Source organism: Bacillus sp. AFS031507 (assembly GCF_002584635.1).
In the GTDB taxonomy this organism is placed as follows: domain Bacteria; phylum Bacillota; class Bacilli; order Bacillales; family Cytobacillaceae; genus Neobacillus.
This window is the reverse complement of the sequence record NZ_NUOW01000025.1, coordinates 257,854-276,292: the sequence shown is the minus strand read 5'-3', so window position 1 is coordinate 276,292 and position 18,439 is coordinate 257,854. Positions and strand designations below refer to the sequence as shown.

Below are 18,439 nucleotides of genomic sequence, written 5' to 3'. Positions count from 1 at the left end.
AAATCGCTTTTATCAATAACCTCGGTCTTTTATTAACTGAATTGTATTTGTTATAAGAATAATCAAAAATCATCTTTAATTATAAAGAGAACGCACATTTAGACCTAACTAAAGTTTGCGTTCTCTCTATGTTTGTTATAACTATCAAAGGAAAGTTCGTTATCTGTCCCTGAAACGGATTAGAGCGTCTCCGATTCTAGTCGAAATCCTTCCACGACCACATCTTCATCAATCTCCAATAATAGGCACCGTTTTCCTTGGTACATAATATATTTTACATTTTTCAGCTCTTTCGGGCTGATGGATACATCTGCCACTTTCGTATTGATTTTTATGGATTTAGGAACTAAACTGCTTGCTTTGAATTCATGTTTTTCGTCATCAACGACAGCTTTGAAGGCATGTTCCACTTGGGCAGTCTCGACATTTTCAACCCCGCTTACTGTTAAGATGCGTTCGATGTCCCGATAATCCAATGTAGGAGCTTCACTTTCTTCGCTTTCTTCATTTTCCTGCACCATTTTATCGATTTCCTCATAGACATTCGAAATGACCTTGGAATCCACTTGGTCTCCTATTACTTTTTTTAAGATCTGTTCGAAGCTGTCCTTATCTTCCTGGGCAGTAATGATCTCTTCGCAATTGAGGACCACTTCAATAAATGTCCCATCTGGTTGATTCGCTTTTCCTGCACAATAAAGAATATGGTTTACATCTGCAGAATTGTCATTAAAAGCAGGGAACAGAAAGCCTGACAACGGAGACGCTAGATTGATAATTGGATCAAAGACGTTATTCGATTTGAATTCTTTCTCGATATAATCAAACAGCAAGGCTTTTTTCGGCTGATCCGTTTTATTGAGACTGCAGAGGATAAACTCGTTGGAATAAACTTCATCATTCCCACCTTCTTCGGATTCTAGGTCTCGTTTCCTGGTAACCTTTCGATATTCTCCTCGAATAAATGTCACCATCGTATCAAACTCATAAACCGTATGAGCAAACATTTTTCCGACAATTTGCAGCATGTTTTCTTTCCAATCTTCTGTTGAATCAGCTCGTAATCCATCGAAGAGGATATGTTGTGTACTGTCTTCTACATCCCGGATAAATTTCAGTTCAAACAGTTTGGCATCGAGATAACCAGTCAAAACCTTTTTAAAGTTGGCCAAAAACAATTCTTGTGCTTCTAGTTCTAACATTTGAAACGGTTGACTGACATGATGGTAAATCTCACCTGTTTCTTTCTGAACATAAACATTGAAGATTTCTCGAATTTTCATGAGATCATTGTCGAATTTAAATTGCTTACGGATATCAGCGATATCTTTTTTATTCATATGTATCAGCTCCCCTTCATGATTATACTGTTCAGACAGGAAAATAGGAATACTCTTTACCATCTCCTACCTGTTCTATTTTTCAATTTTTGCTAAAAATAAATAAACCATTCGTAAATGCTCGCTTTTACGAATGGTTAACTGACATTAGCAGCTATTAAATATTTTAATCAAAAGTATCTTAAAAAACATTGGATTGATGTTAATTACGTTATAATAATCTATTCGCCCGTTGATGTTTGAAGTATATTTACCCTATAACAGCATGTAAACTAGGTCTGCGGATTACTAAAACATCACATTTAGCTGATCGTACAATTGCTTCAGAACAGAACCAGTCAAGAATCGTTCAACAGCATTTAACCCTGTAGCGCCACACATAATTAAATCTGCCTTAACTACCTTTGCAATATCTCCAGTAATGATCACTTTTGATCCCATTTCACTAACAATACTCGTAAACGTAGAACCAGCAATCGTACCTTCGCGTTCAAAGTCAACTACTAATTTATCAATCATCGCCTGTGTGGCTTCTTGAGTAGTTGGAAACCGTTTGAAAGTGTTATCAATATCCGCAGTAATCACTTCCTTTATGGACTGAAGGCAAGCAATTAGTAATTCTTCTTTTCCATTTGGAAAGTGATGATAAAACGAACCTTTTGAAATATCAATGCTTTTAAAATTTCGGTTAAGCCTACACCTTTATATCCTTTTTGCTGGAAAAGCGTAGTCGCAATGTTGATTATATGTAGTTTTGTATCCATTTCTGTTGAAAAACTCCTTCATACGGACCGGTCTTTTTATTACTATATCAATAAAGTTTTCCATATTTCAAGAATTTTAAGGTAATTTCCATCAAAAAAGGAGTAAATCATTTAATTAGATTAACAAAGCGGGGGTTTTTTGCTATTTTTTATATCTTCCAATCTAACTTTAATATACCTTTTAGAATACTTACTTGTTCAGTCCCTATTTTTTCTGCAATTTTATTCTCAAGTTGGGCTTTAAGGGCCGCGTTTTTTTCGTAGCATTCTTCTCCTAAATCTGTTAACTGGATACACTTTTCTTTCTTGTTGTTTTCTACATTGTTGATTTCAACTAATCCTTTTTCAGAAAGCTTTTGGATAAACTTATGTATCGCCTGACGTGAAATTTCTACATTTTTTGTAACATACGAAATGCTAGGCTGTTTTTTATAAATCCTAGCCATGATATACCATTCAGAATTTGAAATATAAATCTCACTTTGATCGTTCCAAGCTTTCTCTGAGATACTTCGGACCAAACTATGACGCTCACTTAATAAGTCGATAAGATCTAAATTTTGTAATTCAGCGTTTGAAATCAAATGATTCACTCCAATCATAATCCTCGCACCTACTATACAAAATACGGTAATGGTTGTCAATTTGGTTTACTTCCATAGCCCGACAAGGTGCTAAAGAAGATAATAACCTTAGCTAAATCTTTTCATTTTCTCAAATAAATACTGCACTCCATATAAAATATAAATTCTTTATATAGATAAAACTTGTCCTCATGAAATGTTTGTTTAATGCCTATTCGCTAAAATTTCTTGCATCTTGCGTGACACGAGGGGATAAAAATTGTTAATCGCGCTAGTTGTGGAATTTCCCCCGAAAAATCCTGTCCCTGGGCACGTTTTTACATTATAATCTGGCCCTCTATCTAGCACTCTTTCCTTCGTTCTCAAATTCCACCAATGATGATAAGTAATAGTATCAATGGAAGGAGTTAATCCGAATTTTATAGATAACATGGCGGTAATATAAACAATGGTTTCCTTCTGTTCGGCAGTCATAACATCATGACCTTTATCGAAGTTGCCAACATTTTCGATGGTAATCCCTGTTTTATTAGCCTTTGGCCCAATAGTGCCTTCGGGGGCTATGTTAAAAGGCCTTGAAACAGCTACTTCTCCATCCGGAAAGGTGGTAATATTCTGAGCGATATTACTCCAGCCCATTCTTCTCTTATGGAAATTTTCCATCCCCATCAACATTCTAAAATGATTGGATCCATTAAAATGCTTATATGACGGTAACCATGTGTGATGCTGCTGAATGATAGTTACCTTCCTATTAATTCTAGCGTTAAATAACCAGTCCCTAAATTCCTCCCTCGTCATCAGGATATGCTGACCTTGCATGGTCATTTTTTTAGGAGGAATCTTTAATACTTGCCCGATATAAAGGTCTTCTGATGAAAGTTGATTGTTTGCTTTTATACTGTCGACTGTAGAATGAAAGGCTAATGAAATTCCCCTCAGGGTATCTCCGGCAATCACTTCATACATGATTGGAACCCACAACTTCTGCCCCACTAATAATGAATTGGATTGCAATCCATTGGTTACCTTGAGATCATTAACTGAAGTGTTATATCTATTTGCTATTCCAGGTAAAGTATCCCCTGATTTCACCAAATAAATATTACTAGGTTTATTACCAGCACCCTGAGCAGGAAATGGATGAATATGATTACAATCAAACCAAAGACAATGACAAAATTATTTTTCATTTTACATATCCTTTCAAAGTAAATCAGTTTAATCTTGCAAACTTAAAAGGAACGTGAAATAAAATAGCATTAAAAAAAGCATACTTGCATTGTATTCTTTCGAACTTTTCATGACTTTTACCTATTATTTTGTACTACTTTTAAGTAATTATGTCGTTTCTGTGAACATTTTGTTTTTAAGAGGGTACTACACGATTGAATACATAAATTGGTATTTAAGTTTGGCTACTTTATTGATAAACTAATTTCTGACAAAAAGAGATAAAAAGTGGGGATTTAATTGAATCTAACAATAGATAATTTAGACTTTCACCAAATAGTTGAGAATTCCCTTAACTCGATATTGATTGTTTGTGAAGATCAAACGATCCGCTACTGTAACAAAGCTGGTTTACACTTACTAAATCTTCCATCTCTAGATCAAATATTAAATAAAAAAATAAGTCAATTCCTCCCTCCAAATCTTCATGATATGTGCAATGAAGGATTAACCAGGGTTATCGAAAAACAAGAAATCATTAAAGAAATGTATATAAAAATTATTAAAAATAATGGGGAAGTTGCAGATGTTGAAATGATGACCATTCCGTTTTATTTTGAAATAAAGTATTGGCTCAGGTTATTATTCAAGACATTACCAAGAGGAAAATTGCAGAGAAACGGTTGAAAGATCGTGAAAAATTAGCTTCACTTGGTCAATTAGCAGCTGGCATTGTTCATGAAGTTAAAAACCCCTTAACGGCAGTAAAGGGATTTTTATAATTAATTAAAGAATCTCATAATCATCCTTATTTAGATACGATGGAAAGCGAATTAGAAAAAGCATTACAAACACTACAAAATTTATTGCAGGTATCAAAACCCGACTTATAAGACGAACCTCTGATATTGATTGACTTATGTAAAGAGTTAAATTCTATATTGCTTTTATTCCAAGAAAAACTTTATTCCGTTGAGGTTGAAATGGACTTAAGAGATTCTGATAAGAGATTTTATGGAAAGAAAAATTTACTCTTAAAATCTTTTTTCAATCTGATCAAGAATGCCATTGAAGCAATAATGGCCGATGGAAAAATAAAAATTGAGCATTATTATCATGAAGGTTGGATTCATATTAAGTTGAGTGATACAGGGCAAGGTATTCCTGAAGAAAAGTTGGTCATTTTAGGAACACCTTTTTATTCTAGTAAACCAGATGGAACGGGAGTAGGATTGACGCAAGTGTTTACAACGGTACACGAGCACGGGGGAAATATTTCGGTTCAAAGCTTGGTTGGAAAAGGCACAACGTTCCATATTCAACTTCCAGTTAAAAAGGTCTAAGATTTTTTATGATTTTGGCTCTATTTAATACCATATTAAAAAAATAGCTTGGCAATCGCCAAGCTACTCCCTCTACAGTACTTGAAATTAATCAAGATATTTATAGTAATCCTGGGAATGGTAACTTTTAAATCCACATGATTCATAGAGCCTTAGGGCATGGGAATTTTTGGCTTCAACCTCTAGAAAAATAGGCAGCCCTTTTTGATGTTCCATTTTTACCACTCTTGATAAAGCGTTTCTCCCAATCCCTTTTCCCTGAAGCTCTGGAAAAACAGCAAAACCATAAATCCATGCTTCTCCATTGGATTCGGAAACACGCATTTTTCCAGCAGTTTTTCCTTCTACTTCAATAAGTAAACGTTGATCACTGCTGTTCTCCCGAATCAACTGATTAAATTCCCTTGCTGCATTTTCATTCAATCCAAATCCCAAGACTTCGAGTCGTATTTCTGCTTCCCAATCCTCATTTGTAAAGGACTTCCTTAAGGTTATATTGGGATCCATAGACAATTCAGTTTCCTGCCATTTCATTTGATATTCTGCTAACGAAAATACACATGGAATATTCTTTAAAAACTGCTTGGCAGATTGTGATTCTGTTGGAGCATTTAACAAAACAGTGGTAAAACGTTTTTTCGCTTCTCCAAGTCCCATTTCTAGCAACTTAGAAAATAACCCTTTCCTTCGATAATCCGGGTGCACCATCCCGCAAAGCTCCACTTTATCTCCAAAACCATAGCATCCAAGAAAACCGACAAGCCTGCCATCTTCATAATGGAAGAAGTCTTCCTTTTTATTTCCTAACCGATTTTCAAGCATATCAAAATTCAGCTTGAGCTGAAATCCTCCCTCTTTTTCACAAACCTCTTGAAGTTCTTTTATTTCTATCAATTCTTCCTTTGTTAGCATTCATTTCACCTCTTTTCATATTCACCTATTCCTATTCTTGACCATGCCGTGTCATTCCTTCTTTTCAAAAAACAAAATACATTTAAGGTAATTTGCATGCCAAATAGTTCAAGAAAAGAGCGTTCAGTTGTGATGAGGTCTTCGAAAATACATATAGTTAGTTGGTTAAGGCTTTGAAATTGGAATTTCTAACGTATTTATTTTTGATCCATCTTTTGCTGAGTAAACAAATAATTCAAATTTAGCATTATTAGAAGATACTAACCCTTTTTCGAAAGTGATTTTAAATTCACCCCAGGCAGGTGCACCCGCTGTTTGGTAGTTACTTTCTTTGACCACTTTCTCGCCATCGTAAAGAGCATATTGAAACACCCCTTCAAATACTTGGGCTTTTCCGGTTATTGTGAGTGTATCTGAAGTTTCCGTGACGACAACATCTTTAAACACTTCATTTTGATACACTTTTTCCTCTGGTTCAGGTGTAACAGGCTCTTCAGGTTTGGATGGATTTTCTCCCTTTGGTTCAGTTATAGGTGGTTTATCTTTCACCACGTCTTTTTGTTGGTTACAAGCCGCTAAACTGATTGCAGCTATTATCATCGCGAACAAATAAGCAATTTTCTTCATCATTTTATCCCACCTATTTTTCTTTTAACTTATTATATTGTATTTCTTTTCATAAAAACCCTGTTTTTAAACATCGAAACTAAAAAAAATATAATCCGTCTATATTTTTGAGGTGGTAATATGCGGAAATCAAAAAGTCTGTTATTTTTATTAATGATTGATGGTCCTAACAGGCTGCCAGACATTAGGCCAACATACAGTAATTGATTGATTGATTGGGTTGATTTTATTAAGTGGGATGATAAAGAGTATGATGGGATTTATTATGGTGTTCTTGCTGATGAAAATTATATAGGAAAATTTCGCACGAACGTTCATTCGCATATAATTAATATATGCCTTACTAAGGAGGAATTTTTATGAAGTCCATCGATTTAATTATTCTAAACTTTAATGAAGTAAGAAGGAGAAGCATAAAGGTCTGGACATCTATTCCTGAAGAAAAGCTTCTCTGGAAGCCAGATGATGAAGCAATGAATTGCCTAGAAATGATTAGGCACGTACTAGAAAGCGAACATTACTATGACCTTGCAATTAGAAATAGAGGTAGTTTAGCCGCTTTCGATTCCCCTTTCGAAAATCAGCCCTTCACTTCTGTAAATGCAGAATTGGAATTTGCAGAACCCTACCGAAAGCAATTCATTGATACTATTAAGTCATTTTCTGAAGGTGATTTAGAAAATATAAAAATTGACCGTTCTGAATCGGGGTACATAAGAGATTTAGGGGATATGTTTTTACGTGTTGCCTATCACGAATCCGTTCATACTGGGCAGTTATTGGATTATTTAAGGACCGCAGGGGTTCCAAGAATCCGTATCTGGGATTAAGCAATTCCATCTTGGATAACAAAAAAGTGGTACACCTTTATTATTACACAGTTTGTGTCAAATGTGGCATTAACGAGATAGATATTTTCATTTCTCTTTTTCCACTAACTTGCCCGGTAGTGGAAAAAGAAAAAAAGGCTGCCGCAGCAACCTGAGTTTCAATTATTGCACCCGTGCGTTAGCTCAACAAGCACCAGGTTTTTAATTGAACTCTTCCGTGAACCCTTAGGGGTGAAATTTTGTAGTTTGAATGGATTTATTATTCACGGATAAAATATAAAGGTTAAAACTAATCGCTCATTTATTTGCTTAAGGAGAAAAATAGAGGTGCAAAATGAAGAAATCAAAAATGCTATTAATATTACTGTTTGTTCTTCCCTGGCTTTCATTCCCTCTATTAGGTCGGAGAACAATAATTAGATTTTTACCCGCCACTATTTTAATTAGTGTCATCTCAAAAATATTATACACGATAGGTAAAAAGCGTAGGTGGTGGTTGTTTTATACAAAAGTAAATCCTAAAATAAGCGGTGACACTGCATTTGTATTTGGTCCTTTCTTTCTTTCAGCACTCTGGATTCTTAAATTGACATACAGTAGATTTCCTTTGTATCTAATTACAAATATCATAGTTCATATTTTATTTGATGTTTGGGGATTAAAACTTTTAAAACGAAAACGAATAGTTACATTAGTCAGAATAAATCCATTCCAGCATTTTTTGTTCCTTCAAATGAGAGCCTTGCTTTTATATAGCTTTCAATTATTGTTTGAGAAAATAAGAAAATATAAAAACCCTTTATTGAATAAAATGAACTGAGATCCATAAAATGGACAGTCTAAATAAAGACCGAATATTTTAAGCTGCTAATAAGTGACTCCGGTATTGTGCCGGAGTCATTTTATTTAGGCTCCATTGATATCCTTTCTAGATCCGATTCGTGTTGTACATTTGGATTCTGTTCTAGTAGTTTCATTTGAATTTCATTAAAAATAATTTTACTCATTATATGTCCTCCGCTCACATCATTGAGTTTGATTATAAACGGGTTTTTGTGAAATGGACACAGAAAAACCCGAATAAGGGACTTTTTATAAAGTGTCCATTATTCGGGTTATAGTTCACGGTAGATACTGTCCGTCTTTGTTTTATAGATGGTTACTTTTTAAAAATAGTCGCGATGACTTGATCATAGGTCATTTCTGTATCGACAGTGAAAGTACCCGGACGCAAATTTTTCTCGACACCTTTTTTCTCTACATCTCTTGAGAATTTAAAATCATCAGGTACGATTTTTGCTTTTTCAAGCATTCTACCGACATCGATGCTGGTCATCCCTTGTGTCACTGAAATAACTGCTCGATAGACGATCTTTTTGGAATTATTATTGGCTGAAGCTGCTGAAGCTGTTGAAGCAGCTTTTTTGGTTGCCTCTATTGTCTTATCATAGTCTGCCTTCGGTTGAACAATATACCCAGCTGTTAAAAGCTTATCTTTCATCTCTGCTTCAGTTGGCTGAAGGACTGTTTTCTGCTCGCTTTTGGTAGGTTTGGGAGCTGCTTTTGTGACTGCAGGATCTTCAGTGAAGTAAACAGCACCACAAATGGTCGAAGCTAGAAGAATTCCGGCCGCAAAGCTGCTCACTACATTAAATTTCATTTGCTATTTTGCTCCTTTCATCCTTTGCTGCTAGATAAGGTGCAAGGAATTGGTTAATTTCACTCTCTGAAACTTGTTTTTTCTGAGCAATGGTCTCAATCGAATATTTGCGTTTATATAAATCTAGTACTTCACGCTTAAATATCATTTCTTCTGGAGTCAGTTGAACGCCTGCTTCCTTTGTGACCACTTCTATATCAAGTTCCAAATTGCGAATTTGCTCGTGCACGTTATTGATATCTTTCATAACAGCCACATGAACCATATCAATTTCCTTATGTTTTTGTTTTTCTAAGTTGCGATTCGATATAATTGAAACGATTAGCAACACAGCTGATATCGCAATCAACAGAATTATAGTCCATTCCATCATATTAGTTTCCTCCTTTTTTACATAGCAATCCACAATTCCCTATTATACATCCTAAATATAAATATTTCGATTAAAACCGACTAAATGAGACACAAGTCGGATGGATTTGACAAATCGAACCTCCTTTTCAATAAAATTACTACACGAAAAAAAGCAATGCAGGTACGAATGCATTACTTTTTTCGTGGTTTTATATTCATCCTCACATTTCAAACTCCCATTCATCCTTAAGAATTAAATAAAGGACAAGAAGAGTGTTTTCTAAATCAGAGGTTTTTTCCCCTTCTGGAACCAGGCCGATTTTCGGAAATAACAGTTCGGCGATTTGTTCCGTGAGTTGATTTCTTTCCATTAACGGGATTTGCAAAAAACGGCTGGCATATGTACTGACGAGCTTCCAATCCTTAGTTCCCAAGGATTTCAGCGTCCATTCATCAATAGTGAGATCTTCCTTGGTAAGCCCTCTGTTGTTGATTTCTTCTTCGAGAGATGTTGGTTTCTTATTCCGTTTTGCCTTGCGCTCATGAACGACAATCGTCCCAGCGACAAGATCGCCGAGCCGTTTATGTTTAGAATGGAAAAAGATCATAATAATACCTAGAAAATAAGCTGTCGGCAAGGAATCAATGATTCGGATCAGATTCCGGATAAAACTGGAAAGCAACGTGATACTATGACCGTTTTCCTGAATGACCCGGATTCCCATTAACTTCTTCCCAAGTGTTCTCCCCCCCGAGAAATACTCAAACGCAAAAAAGTAGCCCCAATTAACGAGAAACAACATGATAATCGTTATTGCAATAGGCAGTGAATTCCCGATCAAAACAAATTCCATTTTTGACATCCCGTCCAGGATGAAAAAAAGAACAATCAAGGACAAAATATTAAAAGCCATTAATAGTAACTGGTCAATGATAAAGGCTGCAGACCTGCTGCCTAAACCAGCGATTTGAAACTGAATCGACACGAATTCGGGTGTTTTTATATCTACATGATCTTCATTCATAAGCTTCCCCCGTCACATGGTTGATTATTTCTATTTCTATTTTTCTACAATATTACTATAATAAGGAGAATAAAGACAAAATTAATACATAGCCCCATTAAAGTAGGTGTCAGGATGAATGTAAAACAATTTATAAAAATACATCGTGAAGAATGGAAACAGCTCGAACAGTTAATCACAACAATAAGCAAGCACAGAAATAATATAACAGGTGACCGAATCACTCAATACCATCGTCTCTATCAAAAGGCGGCCCAACATCTTTCCTACAGTCAAACTTATTTTCCTAATGATGATGTCACCCAATATTTGAACGGACTTGTAGCTAAATCACATAATCTATTGTATAAAGACCAGGTATCAAGCTTCAAACAAATCCGTCATTTTTTTAGTGAAAAATTTATTGGGCTCTTGTTAGAGCAATGGAAATTTGTCATGTTTGCAATGGTCTTATTTATGATTGGTGCTTTGGGAAGCTTTCTTTCAGTCATGAATGACCCTCTGCATATCTATTCCATTCTCCCAGCGGAAATCGCAAAAGGTGTGGACCCGGAACAACTTGGGAAGAGCCATGATGCGGTGGACTCATCCCTCATGTCGGCAAGCATTATGACAAATAATATCAAGGTCGCGATCTTTGCTTTTGCCGGTGGTATTACATTTGGGCTTGTGACCGTTTATTTGATGGTCTACAATGGCATCATCATTGGTGCGCTCGCTGCCCTATTTTGGCATCACAGTAAATCGTATGACTTTTGGGCATTTATTGTTCCCCATGGGATAATTGAGCTTACAGCCATATTTATTGCCGGAGGAGCTGGTCTTTTAATGGGCTATAAGCTGTTTGTCCCAGGGCAATATTCAAGGAGTTTTCAATTAAAGCAGCAAGCGATGCGCTCTGTTCAACTTCTGCTTGGAACAATTCCCTTGTTTGTTATTGCTGGCATTATTGAAGGGTTTATCACACCAGCAGATATTTCATTAGAAGCAAAGTATATTGTTGCATTCTTAACGGTAATCGGGTTGCTCCTTTATATTGTAATTGGAAAGCTAAAACTTACAAAGGTTATAAAAGATTCTGATTGATAGTGTCAATATAATGCGAAACAGCTGTAATCGCCAACTTTTCCTCACGGGCCTCAATCATTTGGAGGCCTTGTTTTTCCCATTTGATTTTTTCTCTTTTCTTAACAAGAATTTGCTGCTGTGCAATACTTTTTCGCATCGCTGCTTGGACCGTATTCGGCTCCTCTTTGACTCTTCTTAAAAGTGTCTGATCCTCAATCCCAATCATTAAAAATAAATGCCGTTGTCTTAGACGTCTTAATAGCATAAGAGCACTTTCCTCATGAAGAAAGGTGCGGACATCACTAAATAATAGGAGCAGACTTCGTTTCTTTTGAACCATTTCTAAATATTGCAGGATGGCAGCATAATTAGACTCGGCTGCATCCACTTTTAATGAATAGATTGCTTGAAGGATGGTCTGTAGATGGGCGATCCCTTTGGCAGGGGGCACAAAGACCTTTATGTCCTTTGAAAAGGCAAGTACCGACACATAATCTCCCTTTTGGAGTGCTGCCGCTGTAACGGTTAATGCCGCTTCTAATGCTTTTTCTAAGCGATTCCCCTTCGATAATTCTGCCCCCATCATTCTTCCGCAATCAATTAAGATCGTAATATACTTTCCATGCTCCGGTTCATATTCATTCGTCATCACTTCACGAAGCTTCGCTGTTTGGCGCCAGTTGATTTTACGCGGATCATCCCCGACGACATAATTTCTAATCTTGGAAAATTCGCCCACTCCACTGCGCTGTCTTCGAATCTTTAACCCTTCGTAAACCAAATACTTCTGTGCATTTTCTAAATACTGTTTGGTCTCGGTTAAATCAGGAATGACTTTCACTGTATCCGCTAATTCAACTGTCATTTGCTTTTCCCACAAACCCAGTAAACTCGCATAACGAAAATATAGCTTATTGATTTCGTATTTTCCCCGCATCAACGCACTCGTACGAAACGAAATCTCGACCGTTGATTCCTTAGATATTGATCCAATGATAGGAAACGGCCTTTCGAAGGACTGCGGCAAACCATCGACCATTCGGTATGAAAAAGGATATGGAGAGTCATTCTGAACCTCAATTTTTACTGTATATGAAATTCCTCTTTCAAACTCTTCCGCCATCAATCGTTGAAAGAATAGTTGCTTCTTTTTGGGTGAAAAAAACAAGTCTGTCAGACTTATGAAAAGCACAATGATATTAGTAGTAATAACAAAACCCCAAGAAATTTCCCAAATCGTACCGAGACCTAAACCTAAAGATAGTATTAGGAAAACAAGTAGTAATCGTTTAGTTGGTAAAATCCCTCTATCTTGGAACAGGAACCGAGCCCACCAGCTCTTCAATGATTTGGTCAACGGTTGCTCCCTCCAATTCTACATGCGGGGATAACTGAATGCGATGGCGCAGGGCCGGTTTGGCGACTATTTTGATATCGTCTGGCGTCACATAATCCCTTCCTGAAAGGTAGGCCCATGCTTGTGCTGCCTTTCCTATCGATATTCCTGCTCGGGTACTGGCACCAAATCGGATGGCATCTGCATCCCGCGTTTTTCTGACAATTTTCATCATGTAATCTAATACATTCTCACTAACAGTAACTTTTTCGATTTCTTTTCTAATCCTTAAAAAATCTTCCATATCTAAGATGGGTGAAACAACCTTTTCGTTAAAGCTGTTTTCAATTACTTGTTTTAAGACATTTTTCTCTTCCTCATAGCTTGGAAATTCAATTCTCAGTTTAAAAAGGAATCGATCCTGCTGTGCTTCTGGAAGCGGGTAGGTACCTTCAAATTCAATCGGATTTTGAGTGGCGACAACAAAAAACACCTCGGGTAACGGATACGTTTCACCTTGGATCGTCACCTGTTTTTCTTCCATTGCTTCTAAAAGGGCAGCCTGGGTCTTTGCAGGTGTCCGATTTATTTCATCAGCTAAAAGGATATTTGTAAAAATTGGTCCCTTTAACGTTTGAAAAGTGTTTTCCTTCATATTGTAAATCGTGCTTCCGGTAATATCACTTGGCAATAAGTCAGGTGTGAACTGGATCCGATTAAAGGTACCTCCTAAAAGATTCGCTAGAGTACGTACCATTTGAGTTTTTCCGGTGCCAGGCACTCCTTCTAGCAAGACATGCCCTCCTGCTAAAATAGCGGATAAAAGGAGTCTTAAATTTAGACTCTGACCTAAAATCCTCTCTTCATATTTTTCCAAAAAGGATGTTAATTCTGTTTTCATTCTTCAACCTCTCTCCTTAATTGCTCAAGCTTTTTCGACCATAATAAGTATTCCTGTTTTGTGATTTTTTCTTTTTCGAGGATGTTTACTAACCCTATTAGAAAAGGTCTAATTTCATTTGCAGGCACTTTAGTCCATTTTCTTTCAAAATAACTAGATAAATCATTCCATTCCCGATTATATGGAATTTGCCATCGTTCCTGGAGAAGCAGTTTGACATAGTCTGCTTGGATAATGATTGAATCACGATAGCGTTTGCCGCGGAGAAACCAGGCAGCTACTGCTTGGATTCCCTCATCACTAAAACGAAACGACTCTTCCCTTGGGACGAAAATAGGTCCGAAACGCTTTCCCTTCGACCATAACCAGAGAATCATCAATAGTCCCCCTTGCAAAACCAGGAGTAAAAACCACTTCGGGTACACATTCAAAAAAGTAGACGCATTGTCTCCACCATGAATGTATTCATCAAACAGAATCTTATCCGTGGACCCTTCATTGATCAGATAGAGAAGAAGTCGTAAATGGTCTTTTTTTAATAGATCCTCATTTGTCATCCACCCAGGGGTTATCGCCACAATTAAATGACCATTTCCATATGATTGTTTAACCGCAATGGGACCAGCCTCATCATATATTAATACTTCCTCTTCCTTCTTGGTCTGCAGACGGATGACTGAATCGATTTGAGCACGGTAAGAAGTATGACCTTGAGTGTAAACCTTCATTGTTTCTTGTGTGTCAACTGATACTGTTTTTAGGTCAAACATCCCTTGTGGATCGTTTTGTAATAACAAGATGGTGTTTCCGGCCTTCATAAAATTGATATAACCGTTCATTTCTTCCTTTTCAGGAATAAAAGCAGGTTCAGCCATAACTAGTAATTGGTGGTCAGCTGTTGCTTTTAGTAAATCTGGTGATTGACTCCAGATTTCCCCAGCTTTATCTTTTTTTACATATGTATAAAATGCCTTCACACCAGTCGGCGAAGGTGAATCAGTAAGATATGCTGGGAAAACTTGAGATTTAGGCGAATAGCTAAAATAGCTGAAGACTAGAAATAAACTGAGCAGGATCAAAAGCCCGATCCAAGTGCGTATTTTGGAAAGAGATTTCATAAAATATTCTCCTCCCCTGTTTCGCCAAGTACTTTTCTTGCTTCATAATGAAACTGGGAGTATTCTTCTTTCTGTACGTTGCGTTCCCCATAGGTCACTTCCTCAAAGAAGTGTGCAAGCTTAAAAAAGAGTTCTGCCTTTTGTGAATCTACTTTTCTTAGTTCATCATAATATTCCCAATTCGTTTTCCAAATTCTAGCCTCCAGCAATCCCTTTTCATGAAAGTAAAGAAGCAGTGCTAAAAACAAATGGCGGGTGGAAAGTGTATATGCTCCTAACGCCTCTTGTTTTTCTGCCTCTTCCAGATGTTTTTGATACGTCCAATTCATTTCCTTCATCGATTGAAGCGGCTTTTGTTTGCGAAGGAGCCGAGTTCGGCGAGTATGACGGATGAGAAAAAAAGTAGATAAAGCTAACAGGATGATGATAACCACTATGATTGAAATAAGAATCGGACCGGAAGCTCCGCTTGCTGAATCGATGGCAGGAAATAATTTTTCGAGCTGTGCTGCGATCCAGTCTTTGGCATGATCCCACCATGTTGCAATGAAACCCTTTGATTCGTAATAAACTGTATATTCTTTTGTTTCTAATATTTCTTCAAGGTCATCGCGTGCCTTGTTTGCATCTAACATAATCATCACCTAACATAATAGGTTTTTTATTAAACAGTCTTATAGTCTTCTAGCATCTCTTTGATATCATCCGCATCGTGTCTTGTTTTTAAATCAAGATACATAACCCCATAGCCCACGGAGAAAATCATTGTCGTAACTAGAGTGACGAGGTTTGAAATCAAGGTTAACAACACACTATTACCTAAAACCATTCCAAACGTTACTTGGACACCAAAGCTGATACTTGAAATAATAAAATAAAACACGATATAGAGACCCATCAACACCCATGTACGCTTCCTTGACAATCTCCAGCTTCTTCCTAAACCAGGTGAATCCTTATCCAGTACGACAGAGCCAAAATAAAAGCTCCAGCGGGTTAATAATAGTCCAATTCCAAGGGCAAACCCCAGAAATAGGACAACTCCTAGAAGGATCCCTAAAACCGGATTTACTGTCGTCGCAACCACACCACCGGTGACTCCGACGATCGCGAGTGGAATAATGATAATCCCCATGGTAATCAGAAAGAATAAGATACTGCTGCCAATCATCGGCCAAAATCGTGAAAAGGCTTGTTTAATTACGGAACCGACGGTATATTCTTCATTTTTTCGAACATGATTGATAGTAAATAGGATCGCTGCCTCCGCAACAGGTGCCAAAATGGCACTAATCAAGCTAACTACGATTAATCCGATGTCTGCGCTCAAACTGCTGGAATCGAAGGTCCCTGATTCTTCAAAGCTCGTAAGTATTTGCTCAAACCAAGCACCATCGCTGCCAACCTCTCGAAAAAAACTGGTTCCAGCCATGAGCTGGAGTATCGCTTGAAGCAAGTAAACCGGTCCCATGAAAATCAGTAAAATCATAAAAAAGTCCTTAAAGCGATTTTTAGTTAAATGAAAAGTATGATCGAGTATTTCTCCAAAACCTTTTGGGCTAGAAAACTTTTTATCCACTGGTAATATCCTCCTAGAATAATTATCAATAAGAATTATTTTAACATTATTCAGATATATTTAGTGTAAAAAGTTGTCAAAGATCGTAAATTATGGACTGCTTCCAAAGTAATTATACGTAGGAGATCTGTTTTTCGAATAATATTGTAATTTTTGTCAAAGAATAAATAATGGTTTTGCTTTTTACATATTAGTAAAAGTAAGAAAAAGAGGGACAGAAAGTTGAGGTATAAAACATGCTATGGAAATGGAAACAAAATCAGCAAATAATGAATTATAACGCTGAAGGATATTATATCGTTGATCAAAAATTAAACACCCAGCGGAATCCCACATTAGTTTCTGTCATTACCCCCGTTTATAATGCTGAAAAATATCTGAGAAAAACGATTAACTCTGTCCTAAATCAATCCCTTGGCATGGAAAATTTCGAATATATATTAATCGATGATGGTTCTACCGATTCCTCAAGAGATATTTTATTAGAATACTCTTCAAAATTTGATAACATCATTGTCGTTTTTCTTAAAAAAAATACTGGTACACCTGGTCGTCCGCGTAATATCGGTATTCAATTGGCTAGCTCCAAATATATGACTTTTTTGGATGCGGATGATTGGCTTGAACCCAATGGACTCGAAGTATTATCGACCATTTTAGAGGAAACAAGTGATGATTATGCAGTTGGGAAAACCATTCAGATTCAGGCAAAAGGTAAGACAATTATTATCGGAGAGCATGAATCATGTAAAGAAAGAAGAAGTGAATCACCATTTACGATCCCACATATTTTTCATCATTTAGGACCCAGGGCACGAATGATAAAAACGAGTGTAATTAAGGATAATCAGATTTTTTTTCCTGAAATGAAATTTGCTGAAGACAAACAATTTTTCATTGACGTTTTAACGCATTGTCATTCAATTTCCACGACGCAACATCCAATTTATTATTTGAATCGAATCGATAATCAAAACACTCGTTTGTCAAATCAGACCAACATTATCCAAAAGACAAATTGTAATCTTAAAGTGATTAACCATATTATCAACAAGAATTTAGAAATAGAAAAAAAGAAGATGGTTTTAAATCGATTATATGAATTTGATTCAATTACGAGATTTTTCACTACACCTCATTTTCAAAAAACAAGACTTAAGCGCGTCTATTACTATAAGTTTAATCAAGTGTTAAAAACAACGAAAAAGTTAAATTATGAGTTTTCAGGGGAATTCTTTCAACCAATGAACAAAGTCGTATATAACTTGTACACAGATCGAAAATATAAGCAACTTGAGAACCTTTTTGCGTGGGATAAGAATGAAAAAATAAAGGATGTTATCATTAAAGATAATCTTCCCTATGTTGTTGTCCCCTTTCTAGAAGACCCATTCAAATATATAAGAATTCCAATGCATTCGACATTTGAAGAAGAATATGTTGATAAGAATAAATATTATCTTAAATTTAAGGTATTTGGTGATCATCTGGATTCACTCACAGATGGACTGATTCGTGATACAAACAATGGCCTGCTTGAATCTTCCCTGCCTGTGAACGTTGATAAGAGTGGGAATGGGATATTAGAGTTGGATTTAGAGCTACTAAACCATTATCCGTTATCAAATTATGCTATCTTTCTACGTTTCAATGATTATTTAAAAATTAATATCAGAAAACAGATCCAAAGTAAGAACCAATATCAATATAAGAATCGTGATTTTACTTTTTACAATACCACCTACTCGAACGTTGGCTTAAAAATATCTTCCATAAAATAAAGGGTCAGTGGTTACTGTCCCTTTAAACTTTATTATTAAGCCAC

20 protein-coding genes and 1 pseudogene are annotated in these 18,439 nt (G+C 36.4%); 6 read left to right on the top strand and 15 right to left on the bottom strand.

Annotated elements, in window-relative coordinates:
- Nucleotides 1-179: 179 nt before the first annotated feature.
- From COE25_RS22685 to COE25_RS22665, 5 genes and pseudogenes are all read right to left on the bottom strand, one after another.
- Nucleotides 180-1,340 (bottom strand): DUF4317 domain-containing protein, encoded by a 1,161-nt coding sequence (locus COE25_RS22685; protein WP_098934227.1) that lies wholly within the window; start codon nt 1,338-1,340, stop codon nt 180-182.
- 250 nt (nt 1,341-1,590) lie between these two features.
- Nucleotides 1,591-1,784, bottom strand: a pseudogene (locus tag COE25_RS32350) (universal stress protein); the annotation flags it as partial.
- Nucleotides 1,785-1,951: 167 nt separating this feature from the next.
- On the bottom strand, nt 1,952-2,104 hold the full coding sequence (locus COE25_RS31795) for a hypothetical protein (protein WP_257208930.1): 153 nt from the start codon (nt 2,102-2,104) through the stop codon (nt 1,952-1,954).
- A 149-nt stretch (nt 2,105-2,253) separates the two neighbouring features.
- The gene (locus COE25_RS22670) at nt 2,254-2,706 is read right to left on the bottom strand and encodes a MarR family winged helix-turn-helix transcriptional regulator (protein WP_088087829.1); all 453 of its coding nucleotides are present in this window, start codon (nt 2,704-2,706) and stop codon (nt 2,254-2,256) included.
- Between the two features lie 186 nt (nt 2,707-2,892).
- The gene (locus COE25_RS22665) at nt 2,893-3,705 is read right to left on the bottom strand and encodes a LysM peptidoglycan-binding domain-containing protein (RefSeq protein WP_483861194.1); all 813 of its coding nucleotides are present in this window, start codon (nt 3,703-3,705) and stop codon (nt 2,893-2,895) included.
- A 456-nt stretch (nt 3,706-4,161) separates the two neighbouring features.
- Between COE25_RS22665 and COE25_RS31790 the strand changes: the two genes are divergently transcribed.
- The 3 genes from COE25_RS31790 (at nt 4,162) to COE25_RS31780 (ending at nt 5,204) form a co-directional block, all read left to right on the top strand.
- Nucleotides 4,162-4,548 carry a PAS domain-containing protein gene (locus COE25_RS31790; protein ID WP_257208929.1) on the top strand — a complete coding sequence of 129 codons (387 nt, stop codon included), beginning with the start codon at nt 4,162-4,164 and terminating at the stop codon, nt 4,546-4,548.
- Nucleotides 4,545-4,643, top strand: a complete 99-nt coding sequence (locus COE25_RS31785) for a histidine kinase dimerization/phospho-acceptor domain-containing protein (protein WP_257208928.1) — start codon at nt 4,545-4,547, stop codon at nt 4,641-4,643. Before COE25_RS31790 ends, COE25_RS31785 begins: the two co-directional genes overlap by 4 nt.
- A gap of 201 nt (nt 4,644-4,844) precedes the next feature.
- Nucleotides 4,845-5,204: a sensor histidine kinase gene (locus COE25_RS31780; RefSeq protein ID WP_257208927.1), complete on the top strand. Its 360-nt coding sequence runs from the start codon at nt 4,845-4,847 to the stop codon at nt 5,202-5,204.
- A gap of 87 nt (nt 5,205-5,291) precedes the next feature.
- Here the strand turns inward: COE25_RS31780 and COE25_RS22655 are convergent, their stop codons facing one another.
- On the bottom strand, nt 5,292-6,116 hold the full coding sequence (locus tag COE25_RS22655; RefSeq protein ID WP_098934225.1) for a GNAT family N-acetyltransferase: 825 nt from the start codon (nt 6,114-6,116) through the stop codon (nt 5,292-5,294).
- 165 nt (nt 6,117-6,281) lie between these two features.
- Nucleotides 6,282-6,746, bottom strand: coding sequence for a Gmad2 immunoglobulin-like domain-containing protein (locus COE25_RS22650; RefSeq protein WP_088087833.1), 465 nt, complete (start codon nt 6,744-6,746; stop codon nt 6,282-6,284).
- Nucleotides 6,747-7,102: 356 nt separating this feature from the next.
- Here COE25_RS22650 and COE25_RS22645 point away from each other — a divergent pair, with 356 nt between their 5' ends.
- The gene (locus COE25_RS22645) at nt 7,103-7,573 is read left to right on the top strand and encodes a DinB family protein (protein ID WP_098934224.1); all 471 of its coding nucleotides are present in this window, start codon (nt 7,103-7,105) and stop codon (nt 7,571-7,573) included.
- Nucleotides 7,574-8,732: 1,159 nt separating this feature from the next.
- Here the strand turns inward: COE25_RS22645 and COE25_RS22635 are convergent.
- From COE25_RS22635 to COE25_RS22625, 3 genes are all read right to left on the bottom strand, one after another.
- Entirely contained in the window at nt 8,733-9,233 is a 501-nt protein-coding gene (locus tag COE25_RS22635) for an aminodeoxychorismate lyase (RefSeq protein ID WP_088087837.1), read from the bottom strand.
- On the bottom strand, nt 9,223-9,606 hold the full coding sequence (locus COE25_RS22630) for a hypothetical protein (protein ID WP_306298951.1): 384 nt from the start codon (nt 9,604-9,606) through the stop codon (nt 9,223-9,225). Before COE25_RS22630 ends, COE25_RS22635 begins: the two co-directional genes overlap by 11 nt.
- A 202-nt stretch (nt 9,607-9,808) precedes the next feature.
- A complete protein-coding gene (locus tag COE25_RS22625; protein WP_098934223.1) occupies nt 9,809-10,612 on the bottom strand; it encodes an RDD family protein in 804 nt (267 codons plus the stop codon).
- A gap of 114 nt (nt 10,613-10,726) precedes the next feature.
- On the opposite strand from COE25_RS22625, the gene COE25_RS22620 reads away from it, so the two are divergent.
- Nucleotides 10,727-11,698 (top strand): stage II sporulation protein M, encoded by a 972-nt coding sequence (locus tag COE25_RS22620; protein WP_098934222.1) that lies wholly within the window; start codon nt 10,727-10,729, stop codon nt 11,696-11,698.
- On the opposite strand, the gene COE25_RS22615 is transcribed toward COE25_RS22620, so the two are convergent.
- Genes COE25_RS22615 through COE25_RS22595 form a run of 5 tightly spaced genes read right to left on the bottom strand, consistent with a single transcriptional unit; the run spans nt 11,679 to nt 16,614 of the window.
- Complete coding sequence (locus tag COE25_RS22615) at nt 11,679-13,037, bottom strand: DUF58 domain-containing protein (protein WP_098934221.1); 1,359 nt, start codon at nt 13,035-13,037, stop codon at nt 11,679-11,681. The genes COE25_RS22620 and COE25_RS22615 overlap by 20 nt on opposite strands.
- The gene (locus COE25_RS22610; protein WP_088087841.1) at nt 12,988-13,917 is read right to left on the bottom strand and encodes an AAA family ATPase; all 930 of its coding nucleotides are present in this window, start codon (nt 13,915-13,917) and stop codon (nt 12,988-12,990) included. The genes COE25_RS22615 and COE25_RS22610 overlap by 50 nt, the downstream gene beginning before the upstream one ends.
- A complete protein-coding gene (locus COE25_RS22605; protein ID WP_098934220.1) occupies nt 13,914-15,035 on the bottom strand; it encodes a DUF4350 domain-containing protein in 1,122 nt (373 codons plus the stop codon). The genes COE25_RS22610 and COE25_RS22605 overlap by 4 nt, the downstream gene beginning before the upstream one ends.
- A complete protein-coding gene (locus tag COE25_RS22600; protein WP_098934219.1) occupies nt 15,032-15,670 on the bottom strand; it encodes a DUF4129 domain-containing protein in 639 nt (212 codons plus the stop codon). Before COE25_RS22600 ends, COE25_RS22605 begins: the two co-directional genes overlap by 4 nt.
- Before the next feature lie 29 nt (nt 15,671-15,699).
- Nucleotides 15,700-16,614, bottom strand: coding sequence for a hypothetical protein (locus COE25_RS22595; RefSeq protein ID WP_098934218.1), 915 nt, complete (start codon nt 16,612-16,614; stop codon nt 15,700-15,702).
- Nucleotides 16,615-16,850: 236 nt separating this feature from the next.
- On the opposite strand from COE25_RS22595, the gene COE25_RS22590 reads away from it, so the two are divergent.
- The gene (locus COE25_RS22590; RefSeq protein ID WP_098934217.1) at nt 16,851-18,395 is read left to right on the top strand and encodes a glycosyltransferase family 2 protein; all 1,545 of its coding nucleotides are present in this window, start codon (nt 16,851-16,853) and stop codon (nt 18,393-18,395) included.
- The last annotated feature ends 44 nt before the right edge of the window (nt 18,396-18,439 follow it).

Bases quoted from the DNA above. Each gene is read 5' to 3' on its own strand.
- COE25_RS31795 (WP_257208930.1), bottom strand. From the start codon at position 2,104: ATGGATACAAAACTACATATAATCAACATTGCGACTACGCTTTTCCAG.
- COE25_RS22630 (WP_306298951.1), bottom strand. From the start codon at position 9,606: ATGATGGAATGGACTATAATTCTGTTGATTGCGATATCAGCTGTGTTG.
- COE25_RS22670 (WP_088087829.1), bottom strand. From the start codon at position 2,706: ATGATTGGAGTGAATCATTTGATTTCAAACGCTGAATTACAAAATTTA.
- COE25_RS22645 (WP_098934224.1), top strand. From the start codon at position 7,103: ATGAAGTCCATCGATTTAATTATTCTAAACTTTAATGAAGTAAGAAGG.
- COE25_RS22685 (WP_098934227.1), bottom strand. From the start codon at position 1,340: ATGAATAAAAAAGATATCGCTGATATCCGTAAGCAATTTAAATTCGAC.
- COE25_RS31780 (WP_257208927.1), top strand. From the start codon at position 4,845: ATGGACTTAAGAGATTCTGATAAGAGATTTTATGGAAAGAAAAATTTA.
- COE25_RS22620 (WP_098934222.1), top strand. From the start codon at position 10,727: ATGAATGTAAAACAATTTATAAAAATACATCGTGAAGAATGGAAACAG.
- COE25_RS22650 (WP_088087833.1), bottom strand. From the start codon at position 6,746: ATGATGAAGAAAATTGCTTATTTGTTCGCGATGATAATAGCTGCAATC.
- COE25_RS22635 (WP_088087837.1), bottom strand. From the start codon at position 9,233: ATGAAATTTAATGTAGTGAGCAGCTTTGCGGCCGGAATTCTTCTAGCT.
- COE25_RS22590 (WP_098934217.1), top strand. From the start codon at position 16,851: ATGCTATGGAAATGGAAACAAAATCAGCAAATAATGAATTATAACGCT.
- COE25_RS22600 (WP_098934219.1), bottom strand. From the start codon at position 15,670: ATGTTAGATGCAAACAAGGCACGCGATGACCTTGAAGAAATATTAGAA.
- COE25_RS22605 (WP_098934220.1), bottom strand. From the start codon at position 15,035: ATGAAATCTCTTTCCAAAATACGCACTTGGATCGGGCTTTTGATCCTG.
- COE25_RS22610 (WP_088087841.1), bottom strand. From the start codon at position 13,917: ATGAAAACAGAATTAACATCCTTTTTGGAAAAATATGAAGAGAGGATT.
- COE25_RS22655 (WP_098934225.1), bottom strand. From the start codon at position 6,116: ATGCTAACAAAGGAAGAATTGATAGAAATAAAAGAACTTCAAGAGGTT.
- COE25_RS22625 (WP_098934223.1), bottom strand. From the start codon at position 10,612: ATGAATGAAGATCATGTAGATATAAAAACACCCGAATTCGTGTCGATT.